This is a genomic window from Janthinobacterium sp. GW460-12-1-14-LB5, from assembly GCF_059423585.1.
The window spans coordinates 137,567-156,619 of sequence record NZ_JBWKYD010000017.1; the positions used below are offsets into that span (position 1 = coordinate 137,567).

Below are 19,053 nucleotides of genomic sequence, written 5' to 3' on the forward strand. Positions count from 1 at the left end.
GGTCAGTCTTTCACGGGAGTATCAAGGTTCAGCGGAGCGCGCGATTGCGTGGTGAGCAGCATCGCATCGCCATAGCTGAAGAAACGGTAGTTCTGCGCGATCGCATGCGCGTAGGCATGGCGGATCGGTTCATAGCCGGCAAAGGCCGACACCAGCATCAGCAGGGTCGACTTCGGCAAATGGAAGTTGGTGATCAGCCGCGTCACCGTTTTAAACGCATAGCCGGGCGTGATGAACAGGGCCGTATCGGCGCTGCCCGCCACCAGCTGGCCGCTTTGCGAAGCCGATTCCAGCGCGCGCAGGCTGGTCGTGCCGACGGCCACCACGTCGCGCCCGGCCTGCTGCGCGGCGCGCACGGCGTCGACGGTTTCCTGCGGCATGGTGTACCACTCGGTATGCATCTTGTGCTCGGCCAGCACTTCCGTGCGCACGGGCTGGAAAGTGCCGGCGCCCACGTGCAGGGTGACATAGGCAAAGTTGACGCCCTTGGCCTTCAATTGGTCGAGCAGGGCCTGGTCGAAATGCAGGCCCGCCGTCGGCGCGGCGACAGCGCCGGGCACCTTGTTGAACACTGTCTGATAGCGCGTTTCGTCGAATGCGTCCGCATCGTGCTCGATGTAGGGCGGCAGCGGCAGGCGGCCATGCGCCTCGATCAGCTCGAATACGTCGGCCTCGAAGTGCAAGGTAAAGAATTCGCCGGCGCGCTGGCCGACCGTCACGTCGAAGGCGTCGGCCAGGCGGATGCGGCAACCGGGCGGCGGCGACTTCGACGCGCGCACCTGGGCCAGCACGGTGCGCTCGTCGAGCACGCGCTCGACGAGCGCCTCGATCTTGCCGCCGCTTTCCTTGACGCCGAAGAAGCGCGCCTTCAACACGCGCGTATCGTTCATTACCAGCAGGTCGCCCGCGGCTAGCTGTCCTACGATGTCGGCGAACTGGCGGTCGACCACGGTCTCGCCGTCCAGATGCAACAGGCGCGAGGCGCTGCGCTCGGCCAATGGAGTTTGCGCAATGTTTTCTTGCGGCAAATTAAAATCGAAATCGGAAAGCGAATACATGCGTTTTGCTTCAAAAGTACGTCAAAAATGATTAGGAGTGCGCAATGGAACATCTGGCACTATACTGTGCGCCTATACAGGCATTACAATAATCCGCCGCAACAAATTACGACTGCGGTACGCACAGGGTGTGCCGGACAACCCTCTATTTTACGCTAGCGGCACCAAAACCTTGCATATGTCCGATCCCAAGCCCGATCTTCCTCCCACAGCCAAGCCTGCCGCGAAGCCGAAAGCCGTCAAAAAGGTGGTCAGCACGGAAAGCCGGCTGGCCAAGCTGGGCTTGCGCACGGATATGGACCTGGTGCTGCACCTGCCGATGCGCTACGAGGATGAGACCAAGGTCTACACCATCCGCGATGCCTGCCTGCGCGGCGGCGAGTCGTGGCAGGTGGAAGGGGTCGTCACCAAGTGCGAAGTCAACTTCAAGCCGCGCAAGCAATTGCTGGTGACGATCGCCGACGAAACGGGCAATTTGCTGCTGCGCTTCATGAATTTCTATGGCAGCCAGGTCAAGCAGCTGGCCGAAGGCACGCGGGTACGCGCGCGCGCCGAACTCAAACACGGCTTTTTCGGCGCCGAGATGGTGCACCCGACGTATAAAGTCGTCAACGAGGGCGCGCCGCTGCCCACGGCCCTGACGCCCGTGTATCCGTCCGGCGAAGGCTTGTCGCAGCACGTGCTGCGGCGCGAGATCGCGGACGCCATGCGCCGTATCGACTGGCAGGACACCTTGCCTGATCATCTGCTGCGCGAGATGCAGCTATCGCCGTTCCGCGCTGCCGTGCACCTGCTGCACTATCCGCCGCAGGACATCGATGAAAGCGCGCTGATGGACCGCTCGCACCCGGCCTGGGTGCGCATGAAGTTCGATGAACTGCTGGCACAGCAGCTGTCGCTCAAACGCGCCCAGCGCGCGCGCCGCTCGAAAGGCGCGGCGTCCTTGCCCGTCGTCGGCACCTTGTCGAACGCCTTCGGCGCCGCCCTGCCCTTCAAGCTGACGGGCGCGCAGGCGCGCGTGCTCGAGGAAATCCGCGCCGACCTGCGCCAGCCGTATCCGATGCAGCGCTTGCTGCAAGGCGACGTCGGCAGCGGCAAGACGGTGGTGGCCGCTTTATCCGCCACGCAGGCGATCGACAGCGGCTACCAGGCCGCGCTGATGGCGCCCACGGAGATTCTGGCCGAGCAGCACTTCCGCAAGATCGCCGCCTGGATGGAACCGCTGGGCGTGAAGGTAGCGTGGCTGACGGGCAGCCTGAAGAAAAAGGAAAAGACGGCGGCGCTGGCCCTGATCGAATCAGGTGAAGCGCAGCTGGTGATCGGCACGCATGCGCTGATCCAGGATAACGTGCTGTTTGCGAAACTGGGCCTGGTGATCGTCGACGAGCAGCACCGCTTCGGCGTGGGCCAGCGCCTGACCCTGCGCAACAAGGGCGACAGCGCGGCCGTGCCGCACCAGCTGATGATGTCGGCCACGCCCATCCCGCGCACCCTGGCCATGACGTATTACGCCGACCTGGAAGTGTCGGTGATCGACGAACTGCCGCCCGGCCGCAGCCCCATCGTCACGCGCGCCATCGACCAGAACCGGCGCGACGAAGTCATCGCCCGCGTGTATGCGGCCGCGCTGGAAGGCCGGCAGGTGTACTGGGTCTGCCCGCTGATCGAGGAATCGGAAGCGCTGCAGCTGCAAACGGCCACCGACACCTACATGATGCTGGCCGAGGCCCTGCCCGCGCTGCAGGTGGGCCTGGTGCATGGCCGTCTGAAGCCAGCGGAAAAACAGGAAGTGATGGATGCCTTTATTGCCGGCCATATCCACGTGCTGGTGGCCACCACCGTCATCGAGGTGGGTGTCGATGTGCCGAACGCCTCGCTGATGGTGATCGAGCACGCCGAGCGCTTCGGCTTGTCGCAGCTGCACCAGCTGCGCGGCCGCGTGGGCCGCGGCTCGGCGGCCAGCGTCTGCCTGCTGCTGTACCAGGGACCGCTGGGCGGCGTGGCGCGCCAGCGTTTGATGACCATGCGCGAAACAACGGACGGTTTTGAAATTGCCCGCCGCGACCTGGAAATCCGCGGACCCGGCGAATTCCTCGGCGCGCGCCAGTCCGGCCAGGCCATGCTGCGCTTCGCGGACCTGGAAACGGATCAATGGTTAGTTGACCAAGCGCGCGACGTGGCGCACGACCTGCTGCACGCCACCACGGCCGCCGCCGCAGCCACCGTGGAAGCCCACCTGGCGCGCTGGCTCGGTGGGAAAGAGGAATTTTTAAAAGTCTAAGAGCGCCCTACATGCACATCCAGAAGCGGTTCGCCAGGTCGAGCATGAAGTCGGGCCGCAGATAGGCCAGGAAGACGATGGCCAGCAGCGCGGCGCCGGCCAGGCGCCACAGCCACGTGCGCCAACTCCCCATTATGCCGCCACCGCCACGCGCTTGACGGCACGCTCGTCGATGGGCAGGTTGATCAACGCGGCCAGCAAGCCCAGGCCGATGGTGATCATCCACACGACGTGGTAACTGCCCTGGTGCTCGTACAGATAGCCACCCAGCCAGGCACCGAGGAAACTGCCCACCTGGTGCGAGAAGAACACCATCCCGGCCAGCATCGACAGGTGCTTGACGCCGAAGATGCCGGCGATGATGCCGTTCGTCAGCGGCACGGTCGACAGCCACAGCACGCCCATGCCGGCGGCGAACAGGTACACCGACCACGCCGACAATGGCGCCAGCAGGAACACGGTGATGACCACGGCGCGCGTCACGTAGATGGCCGACAGCAGGTAGCGCTTGGCGATCTTGCCACCGAGTTTACCCGCATAGTAGGAGCCGACGATGTTGAACAGGCCGATCAGGGCCAGCGCCGTGACGGCGATGTTCGGATTCATCAGGCCCTGGTCCTTCAGGTAGGCGGGCAAGTGCACGCCAATGAACACCAGCTGGAAACCGCAGACAAAATAGCCGGCCAGCAGCAGCCAGAACGAGCGGCTGGCGATGGCTTCGCTGAAGGCGGCACCGACGCTTTGCTGCGGGCCGCTGGCGTGCGACACGGGCGGCTCGCGCAAATAAAAGGCCATCGGAATCATGGCCAGCAGCACCAGCGCGGCCAGCACGTAAAAGGCGTTTTGCCAGCCCACGGCGGAGATCAGCTGCTGCTCCACCGGCATCATCAGAAACTGGCCGAACGAGCCCGCCGCAGACGAAATGCCGAAGGCCCACGAGCGCTGCTCGGGCGGCGCGCTGCGGCCGATGATGCCGCTGATGGCGCCAAAGGCCGTGCAGGCCAGCGCCAGGCCGATGAAGATGCCGGAACCGACGATGAACAGGGTGGGCTGCGTCACCAGCGCCATCCACACGAGGCCCGCCATGTAGCTGATGGCGCCGACGATGACGACGCGCATGGTGCCGAAACGGTCGGCCGCCATGCCGGCGAACGGACCGAAGACGCCCCACATCAGGTTTTGCATGGCCAGCGCCAGCGAATACGTTTCGCGCGTCCATCCGTTCGCTTGCGAGATCGGCTGCATCCAGAAGCCCAGGCCGTGGCGCACGCCCATCGCCAGGGTCAGGACGACGCCGCTGGCGATGAGGACAGTCTTCAGGCTGGGACGCGATGCGTGCAATGTCATGGGATTCCTGTTCACGCCTGGTCGGCTTGGTAAACGAGGCCGATCTGGCCGCGCATGGTATCGAGGTTGCGCATCAGCGCCACGCTGTCGGCGTGCGGCATGACGGGGCTTTCCAGCAGGCCGGCGCGGATGCAGCGCATCGCTTCGATGGCCTCGTGCGCATAGCCATTGCCCAGGTGCGGCGCGGCGACGACGCGGCGTTCGCCATCCATCGTTTCGACGATCAGCTGGTCGGGCTTGTAAAAACGGCTGGGCAGGCGGATGCGCCCCAGGCTGCCGGAAATGGTCATTTCCGTCGGCGTCTGCGCGCGCAGACTGCAGGCGCAGGACGAGGTGCCGCCACCCGCGTGCAGCAGCGAGAACACCACCTGTTCATCGACGCCGGTGGCGCCCATCTCGGCCAGCGCCTGCACCTGCGATACTGGGCCGAGGAAGAAGGCCGCCATCGACAGCGGATAGATACCCACGTCGAGCAGCGCGCCGCCGCCGAGTTCCGGATTGAACATGCGGTGCTCGGGCGGGAAATTGGCGACAAAGCCGATATCGGCCTGCACTTGCCGCAGCACGCCGATTTCGCCGCTGGCGATGATGCGTTTGGCTTCCTGCACGGCGGGCAGGAAACGGCTCCACATCGCTTCCATCAAAAACAGCTTTTTCTCGCGCGCCAGGTCAACCATGGCCAGCGCCTCGGGCGCGTTCATGGTGAACGGCTTTTCGCACACGACGTGCTTGCCGGCGGCCAGGCACATCAGGGCATTTTCCGCATGCAGGGTGTGCGGCGTGGCGATGTAGATTACGTCCACGCCAGGATCGTCAGCCAGCGCCTGGTAGGAGCCGTGACAACGCTCGATGCCGAATTCGGCGCCGAACGCTTGCGCGCCGGCGGCGCTGCGCGAGGCGACGGCCGCCAGCTGCGCTCCAGGCGCGTCGCGCAAGCCATTGGCCATCGCGCGGGCGATCTTGCCGGTGCCGAGGATGCCCCAGCGGACGGTATGCTCCATGCTCTACTCTCTTTCTGTGCCTGCTGCCTTGCGCTTCGGGCGGAACACCGCCGCGTCATTGTAAAAATCGTCGTCCTGGCCTTCGCACCAGCCGGGCAAGCCCAGCACCGGCAGCGGCGTGAAGTCCGCCGTGGTGAGGCCCTGCTGTGCCAGGTCCTGCGCCACCCGCTCGTCGAGCCAGGCGCGCCGTGCCGCGTCGTCGAGCGCAAAGTAAGCGTCGCCGGCAAGGATCACGCGCGTATGCGCCGTGATGGCCTTGCGTGGCGCTACCAGTTTTTCCATCAGTGCGTGGCCGAACAGCCAGACTTCGGCGTCGCCGCCTGCGCCAAATTTATCACGCTGCGCGATGAACGCGCTGCGCCAGTCGTGCCCGCGCAAGGCCGCTTCCAGCGCGCGCCCCGCATCGCTGTCGCGCAGCACCAGCAAGGCGGAGTTTTCATCGAAAATGGTCGCGCCGTCGCGCGCGGGACCACGCGATTTACCCACGCCGGACAGGGCTATCTGCGCGGCCTGCAGCGCATTCAACTGCCGCTTGATGCGCGGGAAAGTGAGCCACACGAGTGCGTTGAAAAAATCGTGCAGATTGTCGCGCGTGGGCACGCCGCCCGTGGCGCCGATGAACTCTTCGTAGGCCATGCCTTCGGGCAGGTCCGCTTGCGGCACGAAGGCCAGCGGCAAGCCGGACGGATTGCGCAAGTCCAGCGCCCGCGCACGTCCGTTCAGCGCCGCGATCACCGTGTCGCGCTGCAGGTCCAGCTGCCGTCGCGCCGGCAGCACCGTGGCAAACCAGGGGCGGGTCCAGTCTATCGATGGCAGCATGAACGCTTAGACCATTTTCCAGTTGATCTGTTCGCCCGCGTTAAGCGGAATCACGTGGCTGTCGCCCAGCGGCAGCGAAGCCGGCAAGGTCCAGCTTTCGCGACGCAAGGTGATGGTATCCGTGTTGCGCGGCACGCCGTAGAAGGCCGGGCCGTGGAAGCTGGCGAACGCCTCCAGTTTATCGAGCGCGCCGGCCCGTTCGAACGCTTCGGCATACATTTCCATCGCGTGCAGGGCCGTATAGCAGCCGGCGCAACCGCAGGCCATTTCCTTGGCGCCTTGCGCGTGCGGCGCCGAATCGGTGCCGAGGAAGAAGCGCTCGTCGCCGCTGGCGGCTGCCGTCATCAGCGCCAGGCGGTGCTCTTCGCGCTTGAGGATGGGCAGGCAGTAGTAATGGGGGCGGATGCCGCCCTTGAAAATCTCGTTGCGGTTGTACAGCAGATGGTGCGCCGTGATGGTGGCGGCGATCGGGCCTTCCGCTTCAGCCACGTACTGCGCCGCATCCTTGGTGGTGATATGCTCGAACACGACGGACAGGGCCGGGAAGGCGCTGCGCAGCGGACGCATCACGCGTTCGATGAAGACGGCTTCGCGGTCGAAAATGTCGATTTCCGGATCCGTCACTTCGCCGTGCACGAGGAAGGGCATGCCCACTTCCTGCATCACTTCGAGCACCTTGTAGCAATTCTTCAAATCCGTCACGCCCAGGTCGGAATTCGTCGTCGCGCCGGCCGGATACAGTTTCACGGCCTGCACGATGCCGCTGTCCTGCGCGCGGCGGATTTCGTCGGGCGAGGTGTTGTTCGTCAGGTACAGCACCATCAGCGGATCGAAGTTCACGCCCTCCGGCACGGCGGCCAGGATGCGCTCGCGGTAGGCGCTGGCATCGGCCGTGGTGGTAACGGGCGGCTTCAGGTTCGGCATGACGATGGCGCGACCGAACTGGCGCGCGCTGTGCGGCAGCACGCTGGCCATGACGGCGCCATCGCGCAGGTGCAAATGCCAGTCGTCTGGACGGGTGATGGTGATGGAATCTGGGGTGTGATCGGGTGTGGACATGGCGGCTGCTCTCAGGCGGTCATTGCGGATAGCGCCATTTTACCAGCCGCGGGGCTGCCTTTGCGGCCAGGCTGCCGGAGGCAAACCGGACGCAAACCGGACGCAAGCGTGCTGTCAACGCAAAAACGGCCGGTGGAAACCGGCCGTTTTTATCAAGAAAACCTGGGATCAGTGAATGATTTTCGCCAAGAAATCACGCGCGCGGTCCGAGCGCGTCGTGTTGAAGAAATCATCCTTGCTGCAATCCTCGATGATTTTGCCCTGGTCCATGAAAACGATGCGGTTGGCCACGCGCCGGGCAAAACCCATTTCGTGCGTGACGACCATCATCGTCATGCCTTCCTGCGCCAGGCCCACCATCACGTCGAGCACTTCGTTGATCATTTCCGGGTCGAGCGCCGACGTCGGCTCGTCGAACAGCATGGCGATCGGGTCCATCGACAGCGCGCGGGCAATCGCCACGCGCTGCTGCTGGCCGCCCGACAACTGGCCGGGGAATTTATCCTGCTGCGACAGCAGGCCCACGCGGTCCAGGTATTTCAAGCCCTTGGCATTGGCTTCGTCGGCGCTGCGCCCCAGCACCTTGACCTGGCCGATGGTCAGGTTTTCGCGGATGGACAAATGCGGGAACAGCTCGAAATTCTGGAACACCATGCCGATGCGCGCGCGCAATTTGGACAGGTTCGTCTTCGGGTGGTTGACGGCGATGCCGTCGACGAAAATCTGTCCCTGCTGGATCGGCTCGAGGCCGTTGACGGTCTTGATCAAGGTCGACTTGCCGGAGCCGGACGGGCCGCAAATGACCATCACGTCGCCCTTGTCGACATTGGTGCTGCAGTCGGTCAGTACCTGGAACTGGCCATACCATTTGCTGACGTTATTGAGTTCAATCATCTTGTTCTTTCTTTTACGGTTAGCGAATGATGGCGACGCGTTTCTGCAGGCGTTTTACCAGGAATGACAAGGCATAGCACAGCACGAAATACACGACGGCGACAAACACGTACATCTCCACCAGGCGGCCGTCGCGCTGCGCGATCTTCGAGGCGGCGCCGACGAAATCGGGGATCGACAGCACGTACACGAGCGACACGTCCTGGAACAGCACGATGGTTTGCGTCAGCAGCACGGGAATCATGTTGCGGAAGGCTTGCGGCAGCACGATGAAGGCCATGGTCTGCGAGTAATTCATGCCCAGCGCCTGGCCCGCCCACACCTGGCCGCGGGGAATCGACTGTATGCCGCTGCGCATGATCTCGCAATAGTAGGCCGCCTCGAACATGATGAAGGTGATCAGCGCGGAAGAAAACGCACCCACTTTCACGGGTTCGTTGGCGCCGATGACCCAGGCGGCGATATACGGCACCAGGAAATAGAACCAGAAGATCACCAGCACCAGCGGGATCGAGCGTATCAGGTTGACGTAGCTCGATGCCACGCCCGAGATGAGGCGGCTGCCGGACAAGCGCATCAGCGCCAGCACGGTGCCCAGCACGATGCCGCCGACCATGGCCAGCGCCGTCAGTTTCAGGGTAAACACCATGCCGGTCTGGAACAGGTAGACCCACGAGCGGGAGATGACGTCGAAGTCGAAATTACCGAACATATCAGTGTCCTCCCGTCTTGGCGCCGGCCACGATGAAGCCCGGGATGGCGACCTTTTTTTCGATCAGGTGCATCAGCACCACCACCAGCAGGTTGACGACGACGTAGATGATGGTGGCGGCCGAAAACGCTTCGAACACCTGGAAGGAAAACTCCTGGATGGCGCGCGCGCTGGCCGTCAGTTCGATCAGGCCAATGGTCAACGCCACGGAACTGTTCTTGATGATGTTCAAAAACTCGCTGGTCAGTGGCGGCATGATGACGCGCGCGGCCATCGGCAGCAGAATGAAGCGGTAGGTTTGCGGCAGGGTCAGGCCCAGCGCCGTGCCGGCCAGTTTCTGCCCGCGCGGCAGCGCCTCGATACCCGTCGTCACCTGCACGGCCACGCGCGAGGAGGTAAAGAATCCCAGGCACAGCACGGCCGTGACGAACGGCGCATTCGGCAGCGACTTGACCCAGGCGCCCAGGTCAGGCGGCAGCAGTTCCGGCATGACGAAATACCAGAGGAACATCTGCACCAGCAGCGGCACATTGCGAAACAATTCCACATACGCATTGGCCACGCCCACCAGCCATTTGTTCGGCAAGGTGCGCACGGTGCCGATCACCAGGCCCAATATCAGCGCCATGATCCAGGCGGTACCGGCCGTGGCCAGGGTCCAGATCAAGCCGGACCACAGCGTGTCCATATACGTGCCCACGCCATCGGGAGAAATCTCCCAGAAAATGCGCCAATTCCAGTTGTAATTCATGATCATCCTTCCCGTGCAGCCCAAGGACGGCGGCCAGCCGGCCGACCATCCCGCAAATAAATCGGGAGGCTTGCGCCTCCCGGTTTGTTACGCAATCTTTACTTTTTCCGTTTGTCCGAAGTCTTCTGCGCTTCCGGTACGGCCGCATATGCTGCCGGGTCGCCCGAGTCGGTCGGATTCATGAACACGGCCTTCAGTTGCGGCGGCATGGGGAATTTCAGGTTGATGTTTTTCGGTGGAATCGGCGAGGTAAACCATTTCGCATAAATGCGGTTGATGTCGTCGCTCTTGTACAGGCGGATCAGCGCGTCGTCGACCACTTTCTTGAAGGCCGGGTCGCCCTTGCGCAGCATGATGCCGTACGGCTCGACCGACAGCGCTTCCTTGGTGATTTCGTAGTCGTTCGGGTTCTTCGAGTTGGCCACTTGCGAGGCCAGCAAAATGTCGTCGTTGGCTTCGGCCACCGCGCGGCCCGTTTCCAGCATCAGGAACGACTCGGGATGATCCTTGCCGACGGCAATGTTCATGCCCAGGTTCTTTTCCTTGTTGAGGATGGTCATCTGCTTGATGGTCGACGTGCCGGCCGTAGCGACCAGGGTCTTGCCGCGCAAGTCTTCCAGGGTCTTGATGTTCGAGGATTTTTTCGCCAGGATGCGATTGCCGATGACGAACATGGTCGGGGCGAATGCCACCTGCTGCTGGCGCTCCAGGTTGTTCGTCGTCGAGCCGCATTCGAGGTCGATAGTGCCGTTGGCCATCAGCGGAATGCGGTTGGCCGACGTGACGGGGCTCATCACCACTTTCAGTTCGCTCAGGCCCAGGTGCTTTTGCAGGGCCGTGACGACTTTCATGCACAGGTCGATCGAATAACCCTGGTATTGCTGCTTGTCATCGAGATAGGAGAAGGGCACGGAGCCGTCGCGCACGCCGAGGGTGACGGAACCGGCTTTCTTGATCTTGGCCAATGTGCCGGTCAATTCCTGGGCCTGGACTGGCGACATGCTGCTGATGACACCGACGCTGAGCAGCGTGGCGATGATTTTGGTCAATTTCATAAATTCTCCTGGGCGGACAAACCGGATGGACTCCGAACGAAACAACTGTGGTGCAGACGCCACCAATGGAATTAATTTTATTTCATTTTCAGCGCCGGACCAGCCGTTTTCTGCGATTGCCGTCAAATAGGCGCTATACGCGCGCCTGAAGGAGCGCGGCTGTAGCATTTTTCCTACTGATTTCCCATTCCCGATTTATTTTGCCGGCGCCAGCCCCGCCAACTCGTCCTGTTCGCCGCGCTCTTCATCCTGGTTCGCCTGCTGGCGTTGCCACATCTGCGCGTACAGGCCATCCGCCGCCAGCAATTGCGGATGCGTGCCCCGTTCGACGATGCGGCCATGGTCGAACACGAGGATTTGCTGGGCGTCGGCCACCGTCGACAGACGGTGCGCGATCACCAGGGTGGTGCGGTTCTTGGCGATGTCCTTCAGCTGCGCCTGGATCGCCTGTTCGGCCTTGGAGTCGAGCGCCGAAGTGGCTTCATCGAAGATCAGGATGGCCGGGTCTTTCAGCAAGGTGCGGGCAATGGCCACGCGCTGCTTTTCGCCGCCCGACAGTTTTAAACCCCGCTCGCCCACCATGGAGTTGTAGCCATCTGGCAAGCTTTCAATAAAATCATGGATCGATGCCGCTTTCGCCGCCGCCACGATGGCGTCCTTGCTGGCGCCCGGCTTGCCATAGGCGATGTTGTATTCGATGGTGTCGTTGAACAGCACCGTATCCTGCGGCACGATGCCGATGGCCGCGCGCAACGAATCCTGCGTTACGGCGCGCAAGTCCTGGCCATCGATGGTGATGCCGCCGCCATCGACTTCATAGAAGCGGAACAGTAAACGCGACAAGGTCGACTTGCCCGAGCCGCTGTGGCCCACCACGGCCGTCGTGGTGCCGGCCGGCATCTGGAAATCCACGTCAAACAGGATTTGCCGCTTGGCTTCATAGCTGAAATCCACATGCGCGAAACGCACGGCCGCGCCGCGCGTGACGAGCGGTTTGGCGTCCGGCGTATCGGCGATTTCGCGGTTTTCGTTCAGCAAGGAAAACAGGCGTTCCATGTCGGCCAGGCTTTGCTTGATTTCGCGGTAAATGACGCCCAGGAAATTGAGGGGAATATACAGCTGGATCATGAAGGCGTTCACCAGCACCAGGTCGCCCAAAGTCATCGTGCCGGCGATCACGCCCACGGTGGCGCGCCAGAGAATTAATGTCACGGCCGTGGCGATGATCAGCGACTGGCCCGTATTGAGCAAGGACAAGGAAGTCTGCGATTTCACGGCCGCCGATTCGTAGCGCTGCAAGCCCTCGTCGTAGCGCTTCGCCTCGTAATCCTCGTTGCCGAAATATTTCACGGTTTCATAGTTAATCAGCGAATCGATGGCCTTGGTATTTGCCTTCGAATCGAGGTCGTTCATGGTGCGGCGGAAATGCGTGCGCCAGTTCGTCACCAGCACGGTGAACGCGATGTACGACACCAGCGCCACCGCCGTGATCACGGTGAACCAGATGTCGTAATGCAAGACCAGATAGCCGAGCACGAGGGTAATTTCCACCAGGGTCGGCAGGATGTTGAACAGGGTGTAGGAAATGAGCGAACCGACGCTGCGCGTGCCCCGTTCGATATCGCGCGTCATGCCGCCCGTCTGGCGATTCAGGTGGAAACGCAGGGACAAGGCATGCAGGTGGCGGAACACTTGCAGGGCGATGGTGCGCACGGCGCGCTGCGTGACCCGGGCGAACAGAAATTCGCGCAATTCCGTAAACAAGGTGGTCGACAGGCGCAGCAAGCCGTAGGCCACCAGCAAGCCGACGGGCAGCACCAGCAGCGCCTGCGGATGCGCCGCCGTGACCGTCATGGCGTCGACGAGTTTTTTCAGGATCAGGGGCACGCCCACGTTGGCCAGCTTGGCGCCCACCAGGCATAGCAGCGCCAGCAGCACTCGCCATTTGTAGACCCACAGGTAGGGCAGCAAGGTCTTGATGGTGGCGAAATCGCTGTGGCTGGCGGAAGCTGGCGAGCGGGGCGGAGGGGGAGTCTGGGAACGGCGCATGGCGAAGGTCGGCTTTTTATGGTTCAATCGCAGCAATTGTAGCCTTTCATGAGAATAAAAGATGAGCACCTCCCCCGCCCGCCCCGACAACTGCCTCGCCTCCGGCCTGCCCGCCGGAAAAATGCCGGAATTGCGCATGATGCCCGCGCCGTCCGACGCCAATGTGTACGGCGACGTCTTCGGCGGCTGGATCATGGCGCAAGTCGATATCGCCGGTTCCCTGCCGGCCACGCGGCGCGCCAACGGCCGTGTCGCCACCATCGCCGTCAACTCCTTCGTCTTCAAAAACCCCGTCTTCGTCGGCGATCTGCTCTCGTTCTACGCCGACATCGTCAAGGTGGGCAATACCTCGATCACCGTCAACGTGGAAGTGTATGCCGAGCGCAACCGCCTGCAGGCGTGCATCGTGAAAGTCACGGAAGCAACCCTGATCTATGTGGCGACGGACTCCGACCGCAAGCCGCGCAAGGTGCCGCCGATCGAGACCTTATTGGCGTCCTGATTGTCGTATTAATCCCACGTTTCAGACGGCATGGATAGCCAGCGCCGCATCTTCCTGCACAGCGCCGCCCGCATCGGTGCGCTGGCTGCCGCCGGCAGCGTGCTGTCCGGTTCCAGCGCCAGCGCCGCCACGCGCCTGAACGGCGCGGGCTACCCGTTTGCGCTCGGCGTCGCTTCCGGCTCGCCCCTGCCCGACGCCGTCGTGCTGTGGACGCGCATCTGCTACGACCCGCTGCAGGCTGCCGCCACGCCCGCCATCGCCTTGAACGTGCGCTGGGAAGTGGCCGAAGACGAAGCTTTCCGGCGCATCGCCGCCAAAGGGCAAGCGACGGCCACGCCCGCCCTCGCGCACAGCGTGCATGTCGACGCGGGCGGCCTGGCGCCCGGACGCTGGTACTGGTACCGCTTCATGCTGGGCGACGCCGTCAGCCCCGTGGGCCGTACGCGCACGGCGCCCGAGCCCGCCTCCATGCCTTCTTCGCTGAAACTGGCTGTCGCCTCGTGCCAGCACTGGGAGTTCGGCGCATATGCGGCGCACCGGCACATCGCCGCGGCCGCCCCCGACCTGGTGGCCTTCCTTGGCGACTACATCTATGAGTGGGGGCCGTACCAGCTGCAGCACCCAAGCCGCGCCATACGCACGCATGAAAGCTTCAGCCTGGACGAGTACCGCGCCCGCTATGCGCAATACAAGAGCGACCGGGACTTGCAGGGCGCGCACCTGGCCGCGCCGTGGATCGTCACCTGGGATGACCATGAAGTGGCCAACGATTACGGCAACGACCGCGACGAGTTGCTCACGCCCACCTTCTTGCAGCGCCGCGCGGCCGCCTACCAGGCGTTTTATGAGCACATGCCGCTGCGCCTGCTGCCCTTGGGACGGCGGGGCTTTGTCGACATGCGCATCTACCAGCGCTACGACTGGGGCCGACTGGCACGCTTCCACGTGCTGGACGACCGGCAATACCGCGCCCATCACGCCTGCGCCAGGCCGGGTCGCGGCGGTTCGAATTCCGTCACCACGCGCAGCTGCCCCGACTTGCTCAAACCGAACCGCACCATGCTGGGCGAGGAACAGCAGCGCTGGCTGCAAACCGGTCTCGATGATTCTCCCGCGCGCTGGAATATCCTGGCCCAGCAAACCCTGATGGCGCAATCGAGCCAGGTGCCCATCCTGCGCCCCGGCGACGAGCGCGTCTGGACCGATGGCTGGGACGGTTACCCGATGGCGCGCCAGCACCTGCTTGACGCCTTGCGCAGCAGCAAGGCCAGCAACCCGCTGGTGCTGTCGGGCGACGTGCACACCTTTTATGCCACGGAACTGAGCCGCAACGCCATGCGCCCCACCGGCAAGGATAATCCCGTGCTGGCCACGGAGTTTTGCGGCACCTCCATCACCTCGAGTTCCCGCCCGCAGGCGCGCACGGCGCAGTATGTGGCGATGAATCCGCACATCCGCTACGGGCGCAGCGACAAGCGCGGCTATATGTTGATGGAAATCACGCCGGAGAAGACCACGACCCTGTTCCAGGGCCTGGAGAACGTGCGCGACAGCGCATCGACCATCGCGACACTGGCCAGTTTCACCGTTCAGGATGGCAAGGCTGGCGTGCAGCGCGTCTAGCCTATGCTTTTCAAGGCCTCGCGGTAGCGCCGGCTGACGGGCACTTCGCCCCCAGTGGAAAGTACCGCGCGGGCATCGCCCGATTCCAGCGGCACGATGGCTTGCACGAAATCAAGATTGACGATATAGCTGCGGTGCACACGCAGGAAGCGCTTGCTATCCAGGCGGCGCTCGATGGCCGCCATGGTCGAGCGCAACGGATAATCATGGCCGCGCACGTGCAAATTTACATAATTGCCCCAGGCCTGTATCCACTCGATATCGGCGGCGGGCAACAGAAAATCCTTGCCCAGCTTGCGTACCAGGAAGCGTTCCGGCTGCTGCACCGGCTCCACGGCCAGTCCCTCGTCGGGTTCGCCCAGCAGGGTCGCCTCGCCTTGCCAGCGCATCAGCAGCAACTGGTAAAAGCCCGTGAACAATAAAATGGAGAAGTAAGTGCGCACATCCTTGACATATTCATACGGCAATTCGCGCCACCAGTTACCGAAATCGTAATCGCTGCCGGCGCTCCAGTACGCCAGTTTGCGCAAGGCCACCATGGCCAGCACATGCACGAGGCTGTAGACCAGCGACGCGATCAGGTGCCAGCGCAGGTTTTGGCGCTGGAAAATCAGGTGCAAGGGCCGAAGCTGGTTAGCCAGGATCACCACCGGCACCAGCGCCAGCAACACCAGGTTGCTGCTCCACTCCCACACGGCCACTTCCCAGAACGGTGTCGCGAGCCCGGCGCGTTGGCGGTCCGTCCAGCTGATCCAGCAGTTGAGCGACGTTTGCAGCAGATACAGGACGATCCAGAAAGCTGGCTCGGCGAACTGGCGCCAGCGTTGATATCGTTGCAACAAATCGGTGGAAGACAGGCGCATGGTGTCGGATGGCAAATTAGTTGCATGATTGTAAGGTCCCAAAGCCGTCCCAGTGTCACCGCTCGTCACAAACAGCCCGCAATTGATCACTTTTCGCTGGATCGCCCCGTGTGGCCTGCCTATGCTGGGCTCTTCCTTCACCAGCGGACCCACGACCATGACCACTGATTCTCGCCGTTACGATATCGATGCCTTGCGCTTTCTTGTCTTCAGCCTGCTGATCGTCTACCACACGGCCATGCTGTACCTGGACGGTGCCGCCTTCCACATGAAGAGCAGCTACTTGACGGAAACATTGAACTTTCCCATGGTCTTTATCAACCGGTGGCGCATGGAAATCGTGTTCCTCATTTCCGGCGTGTCGTGCGCCATGATGGCGCACGCCTCGCGCGGCGCCTTCCTGTGGCGCCGGATCAAGCGCCTGTTGCTGCCCCTGCTGTTTGGCGTGCTGGTGGTGATTCCCGTGCAGCCGTATTGCGAGGGCGTCAGCAACGGCCTGGTCGAGCCTGGCTATGGAGCATTTCTGCTGCACTACTTTGGCGGCTACGCCTGGCCGGCCGGCGCATTTACGGGCTGGAAAACCAGTTTTACCTGGAACCATCTGTGGTATCTGGTGTATCTGCTGCTGTACACCATCGTGCTGGTGGCGCTGCAGCCGCTGCTGGCCAAGGCCAGGCCGCTGTTGACGGGGCTGCGCGGCTGGCGCCTGTTGATCCTGCCCGCCCTGCCCGCGCTGGCGGCAACGGCTTTCCTGAAACTGCGCTATCCGGAAACCCATGCGCTGGTGAAAGACTGGTACGCGCACGCCATCTATTTCACCATGTATCTGTATGGCTGGTGGCTGGGCAATGACAAGGGAGTGTGGCAGGAACTGGCGCGCTTGCGCTGGCATGCGCTGCTGCTGGCGCCCTGCGCGTTTGCCGTGTATCTGGGCTTTGATCTCGTGTATTCGGAAAACCTGCTGACCTGGGCCTCAGCCGGCTCCTGGCCCATGCGCAACCTGTACATGTGGCTGGCCATCTGCGCCATCCTGGGCTGGTCGCACACCTTGCTGAATAAACCGTTTGCCTGGCTGCCATGGGCGCGCCAGGCCGTCTTTCCCTGGTACATACTGCACCAGAGCGCCATCGTGCTGCTGGCCTACTGGCTGGTGCCGTTAAAGCTGGGCCCCGTGCTGGAACCACTGCTGATACTTGCAGGCACGGTGGCGACTTGCTGGCTGGGAACGTCGCTGCTGATCAGCAAAGTGAACTGGCTGCGCCCCTGCTTCGGCTTGCCCGCCCGGCCACGGCAAGCCGTAGTGGCGGACACGGCCTTATCAGCGCATTAAGCTGCTTTCTTTTCGTCGCGCAATTGACGGCGCAAGATCTTGCCGACGTTGGTTTTCGGCAATTCATCGCGGAACTCGATGTATTTCGGCTTCTTGTATGCCGTCAATTCATGCTTGCAATGCTCGCGGATCTGTTCCACCGTCAGGTTCGGGTCCTTGCGCACGACAAACACTTTCACGGCTTCGCCCGAATTGGCGTCCGGCACGCCGATGCAGGCACATTCGAGCACGCCCGGGCAGGAAGCGACCACGTCTTCCACCTCGTTCGGATACACATTGAAGCCGGAGACGATGATCATGTCTTTCTTGCGGTCGACAATCTTCACATAGCCGCGCTCGTCCATAACACCCACGTCGCCCGTCTTGAAGTAGCCGTCGGCCGTCATCGACTTGGCCGTCTCGTCCGGACGCTGCCAGTAGCCCGCCATCACTTGCGGGCCGCGCACGGCGATTTCGCCCGGCTCGCCCAGCGCCACTTCCACGCCGTCATCATTCAAAATAGCCACTTCCGTCGACGGGAAAGGCAAGCCGATGGTGCCCGTGAATTCCGTGATATCGACGCGGTTGCCCGTCACCACGGGTGATGTTTCCGACATGCCATAACCTTCGATCAGCGGGCAACCCGTCAGTTTCAGCCAGCGTTCGGCCACGTTGCGCTGCAGGGCCATGCCGCCGCCATTGCACACTTTGTAGCTGGAAAAATCGAGCTTGGCGAAATCGGCATTATTCAGCAGCGCGTTGTACAGAGTATTGACGGCAGGGAAGACAACGATCTTGTGCTTGCTCAATTCCTTGACGAAGCCGGGGATGTCGCGCGGATTCGGAATCAGCACGCTCATGCCGCCCAGGCGCATGCCCATCAGGGCGCTGACCGTCAGCGAATAGATGTGATACAGGGGCAAGGCGCACATGAAGCCCATCGACGTGGCGCGCATTTCCTTGGTCATCACGGGCGCCATCCACGCCTCGTTCTGCAGCACGTTGGCGATCACATTGCGGTGCAACAACATGGCGCCTTTCGATACGCCCGTCGTGCCGCCCGTGTATTGCAGGAAGACGATATCGTCATGGCCCTGCTCTACCGGCGTCAAGGTCAGGCGCGCGCCTTCGGCCAGCATCTTGTTGAAGCTGATGGCGTTCGGCAAGGAAAACGCGGGCACCATTTTCTTGATCTTGCGCACGACGAAGTTGACGATCGTGCCCTTCAAGCCGCCCAGCAAGTCGCCCATGGTGGCCACGATCACGTGCTTGACCTGGGTATGCGGCAGCACCTGTTCGACCGTGGTGGCAAAGTTTTCCAGCACGATGATGGCTTCGCTGCCCGAATCGATCAGCTGGTGCTGCAATTCGCGCGGCGTGTACAGCGGATTGACGTTGACTACCGTGTAGCCGGCGCGCAGGATCGCCGCCATGGCCACCGGATACTGCAGCACGTTGGGCAGCATGATCGCCACGCGCGCGCCCCGTTGCAGGCCCTTGCTTTGCAGCCAGGCGCCCATCTGCTGCGACAACTTGTCCAGTTCGCGGTAGGTGAGGAATTTATCCATGCACACGAAGGCATTGCGGTCCGCATAATTCTGGAACGACTCTTCCAACAAATGCGTTACGGAACGGTATTGCGTGCAATCAATCTCTGCGGGAACGCCGTCCGGGTACGACTTCAACCAAATCTTGTCCATCTCGCCTCATCTTTATCTGTAAAAGGGATG

At 62.5% G+C, this 19,053-nt stretch carries 17 protein-coding genes; 4 read left to right on the top strand and 13 right to left on the bottom strand.

Translation table 11 applies throughout. The annotated features are described in order from the left end of the window. Positions 1 to 2: 2 nt before the first annotated feature. A complete protein-coding gene (gene queA / locus AC07X6_RS18650) occupies positions 3 to 1,058 on the bottom strand; it encodes a tRNA preQ1(34) S-adenosylmethionine ribosyltransferase-isomerase QueA (RefSeq protein WP_494791965.1) in 1,056 nt (351 codons plus the stop codon). A 178-nt stretch (positions 1,059 to 1,236) separates the two neighbouring features. On the opposite strand from queA, the gene recG reads away from it, so the two are divergent. Beyond that, positions 1,237 to 3,339, top strand: a complete 2,103-nt coding sequence (gene recG, locus AC07X6_RS18655; RefSeq protein WP_494791966.1) for an ATP-dependent DNA helicase RecG — start codon at positions 1,237 to 1,239, stop codon at positions 3,337 to 3,339. Positions 3,340 to 3,346: 7 nt separating this feature from the next. Here the strand turns inward: recG and AC07X6_RS18660 are convergent, their stop codons facing one another. The 10 genes from AC07X6_RS18660 to AC07X6_RS18705 all read right to left on the bottom strand — a co-directional run bounded on the left by AC07X6_RS18660 (position 3,347) and on the right by AC07X6_RS18705 (position 13,026). Further along, the gene (locus AC07X6_RS18660) at positions 3,347 to 3,472 is read right to left on the bottom strand and encodes a hypothetical protein (RefSeq protein ID WP_256608852.1); all 126 of its coding nucleotides are present in this window, start codon (positions 3,470 to 3,472) and stop codon (positions 3,347 to 3,349) included. After that, positions 3,472 to 4,686, bottom strand: coding sequence for an MFS transporter (locus AC07X6_RS18665; RefSeq protein ID WP_494791967.1), 1,215 nt, complete (start codon positions 4,684 to 4,686; stop codon positions 3,472 to 3,474). Before AC07X6_RS18665 ends, AC07X6_RS18660 begins: the two co-directional genes overlap by 1 nt. An 11-nt stretch (positions 4,687 to 4,697) precedes the next feature. Next, positions 4,698 to 5,687 carry a Gfo/Idh/MocA family protein gene (locus AC07X6_RS18670; RefSeq protein ID WP_494791968.1) on the bottom strand — a complete coding sequence of 330 codons (990 nt, stop codon included), beginning with the start codon at positions 5,685 to 5,687 and terminating at the stop codon, positions 4,698 to 4,700. A 3-nt stretch (positions 5,688 to 5,690) separates the two neighbouring features. After that, complete coding sequence (locus AC07X6_RS18675) at positions 5,691 to 6,506, bottom strand: DUF3025 domain-containing protein (protein ID WP_230539237.1); 816 nt, start codon at positions 6,504 to 6,506, stop codon at positions 5,691 to 5,693. A gap of 6 nt (positions 6,507 to 6,512) precedes the next feature. Beyond that, positions 6,513 to 7,565, bottom strand: a complete 1,053-nt coding sequence (gene pyrC / locus AC07X6_RS18680) for a dihydroorotase (RefSeq protein ID WP_475414198.1) — start codon at positions 7,563 to 7,565, stop codon at positions 6,513 to 6,515. Positions 7,566 to 7,733: 168 nt separating this feature from the next. Continuing rightward, positions 7,734 to 8,459 carry an amino acid ABC transporter ATP-binding protein gene (locus AC07X6_RS18685; RefSeq protein ID WP_230539239.1) on the bottom strand — a complete coding sequence of 242 codons (726 nt, stop codon included), beginning with the start codon at positions 8,457 to 8,459 and terminating at the stop codon, positions 7,734 to 7,736. A gap of 19 nt (positions 8,460 to 8,478) precedes the next feature. Further along, the gene (locus AC07X6_RS18690) at positions 8,479 to 9,171 is read right to left on the bottom strand and encodes an amino acid ABC transporter permease (protein WP_230539240.1); all 693 of its coding nucleotides are present in this window, start codon (positions 9,169 to 9,171) and stop codon (positions 8,479 to 8,481) included. Between the two features lies 1 nt (position 9,172). Further along, positions 9,173 to 9,922, bottom strand: coding sequence for an amino acid ABC transporter permease (locus AC07X6_RS18695; RefSeq protein ID WP_034779060.1), 750 nt, complete (start codon positions 9,920 to 9,922; stop codon positions 9,173 to 9,175). A gap of 98 nt (positions 9,923 to 10,020) precedes the next feature. After that, entirely contained in the window at positions 10,021 to 10,977 is a 957-nt protein-coding gene (locus AC07X6_RS18700) for an amino acid ABC transporter substrate-binding protein (RefSeq protein ID WP_230539241.1), read from the bottom strand. A gap of 195 nt (positions 10,978 to 11,172) precedes the next feature. Continuing rightward, complete coding sequence (locus AC07X6_RS18705) at positions 11,173 to 13,026, bottom strand: ABCB family ABC transporter ATP-binding protein/permease (protein ID WP_494791969.1); 1,854 nt, start codon at positions 13,024 to 13,026, stop codon at positions 11,173 to 11,175. Between the two features lie 61 nt (positions 13,027 to 13,087). Between AC07X6_RS18705 and AC07X6_RS18710 the strand changes: the two genes are divergently transcribed. Next, a complete protein-coding gene (locus AC07X6_RS18710; protein WP_086138644.1) occupies positions 13,088 to 13,528 on the top strand; it encodes an acyl-CoA thioesterase in 441 nt (146 codons plus the stop codon). Between the two features lie 30 nt (positions 13,529 to 13,558). Then, a complete protein-coding gene (locus AC07X6_RS18715) occupies positions 13,559 to 15,151 on the top strand; it encodes an alkaline phosphatase D family protein (protein WP_494791970.1) in 1,593 nt (530 codons plus the stop codon). Here AC07X6_RS18715 and AC07X6_RS18720 read toward each other — a convergent pair. Beyond that, positions 15,148 to 16,029: a LytR/AlgR family response regulator transcription factor gene (locus AC07X6_RS18720; protein WP_230539244.1), complete on the bottom strand. Its 882-nt coding sequence runs from the start codon at positions 16,027 to 16,029 to the stop codon at positions 15,148 to 15,150. The two genes, AC07X6_RS18715 and AC07X6_RS18720, sit on opposite strands and share 4 nt — an antisense overlap. A 142-nt stretch (positions 16,030 to 16,171) precedes the next feature. Here AC07X6_RS18720 and AC07X6_RS18725 point away from each other — a divergent pair, with 142 nt between their 5' ends. Beyond that, on the top strand, positions 16,172 to 17,344 hold the full coding sequence (locus tag AC07X6_RS18725) for an acyltransferase family protein (RefSeq protein WP_494791971.1): 1,173 nt from the start codon (positions 16,172 to 16,174) through the stop codon (positions 17,342 to 17,344). Here AC07X6_RS18725 and AC07X6_RS18730 read toward each other — a convergent pair. After that, complete coding sequence (locus AC07X6_RS18730) at positions 17,341 to 19,023, bottom strand: long-chain fatty acid--CoA ligase (protein ID WP_494791972.1); 1,683 nt, start codon at positions 19,021 to 19,023, stop codon at positions 17,341 to 17,343. The genes AC07X6_RS18725 and AC07X6_RS18730 overlap by 4 nt on opposite strands. Positions 19,024 to 19,053 lie beyond the last annotated feature (30 nt).

What these genes read in the sequence shown, in the direction of transcription:
- queA (WP_494791965.1), bottom strand. Translation starts at nt 1,058, where the DNA reads ATGTATTCGCTTTCCGATTTCGATTTTAATTTGCCGCAAGAAAACATT.
- recG (WP_494791966.1), top strand. Translation starts at nt 1,237, where the DNA reads ATGTCCGATCCCAAGCCCGATCTTCCTCCCACAGCCAAGCCTGCCGCG.
- AC07X6_RS18660 (WP_256608852.1), bottom strand. Translation starts at nt 3,472, where the DNA reads ATGGGGAGTTGGCGCACGTGGCTGTGGCGCCTGGCCGGCGCCGCGCTG.
- AC07X6_RS18665 (WP_494791967.1), bottom strand. Translation starts at nt 4,686, where the DNA reads ATGACATTGCACGCATCGCGTCCCAGCCTGAAGACTGTCCTCATCGCC.
- AC07X6_RS18670 (WP_494791968.1), bottom strand. Translation starts at nt 5,687, where the DNA reads ATGGAGCATACCGTCCGCTGGGGCATCCTCGGCACCGGCAAGATCGCC.
- AC07X6_RS18675 (WP_230539237.1), bottom strand. Translation starts at nt 6,506, where the DNA reads ATGCTGCCATCGATAGACTGGACCCGCCCCTGGTTTGCCACGGTGCTG.
- pyrC (WP_475414198.1), bottom strand. Translation starts at nt 7,565, where the DNA reads ATGTCCACACCCGATCACACCCCAGATTCCATCACCATCACCCGTCCA.
- AC07X6_RS18685 (WP_230539239.1), bottom strand. Translation starts at nt 8,459, where the DNA reads ATGATTGAACTCAATAACGTCAGCAAATGGTATGGCCAGTTCCAGGTA.
- AC07X6_RS18690 (WP_230539240.1), bottom strand. Translation starts at nt 9,171, where the DNA reads ATGTTCGGTAATTTCGACTTCGACGTCATCTCCCGCTCGTGGGTCTAC.
- AC07X6_RS18695 (WP_034779060.1), bottom strand. Translation starts at nt 9,922, where the DNA reads ATGAATTACAACTGGAATTGGCGCATTTTCTGGGAGATTTCTCCCGAT.
- AC07X6_RS18700 (WP_230539241.1), bottom strand. Translation starts at nt 10,977, where the DNA reads ATGAAATTGACCAAAATCATCGCCACGCTGCTCAGCGTCGGTGTCATC.
- AC07X6_RS18705 (WP_494791969.1), bottom strand. Translation starts at nt 13,026, where the DNA reads ATGCGCCGTTCCCAGACTCCCCCTCCGCCCCGCTCGCCAGCTTCCGCC.
- AC07X6_RS18710 (WP_086138644.1), top strand. Translation starts at nt 13,088, where the DNA reads ATGAGCACCTCCCCCGCCCGCCCCGACAACTGCCTCGCCTCCGGCCTG.
- AC07X6_RS18715 (WP_494791970.1), top strand. Translation starts at nt 13,559, where the DNA reads ATGGATAGCCAGCGCCGCATCTTCCTGCACAGCGCCGCCCGCATCGGT.
- AC07X6_RS18725 (WP_494791971.1), top strand. Translation starts at nt 16,172, where the DNA reads ATGACCACTGATTCTCGCCGTTACGATATCGATGCCTTGCGCTTTCTT.
- AC07X6_RS18730 (WP_494791972.1), bottom strand. Translation starts at nt 19,023, where the DNA reads ATGGACAAGATTTGGTTGAAGTCGTACCCGGACGGCGTTCCCGCAGAG.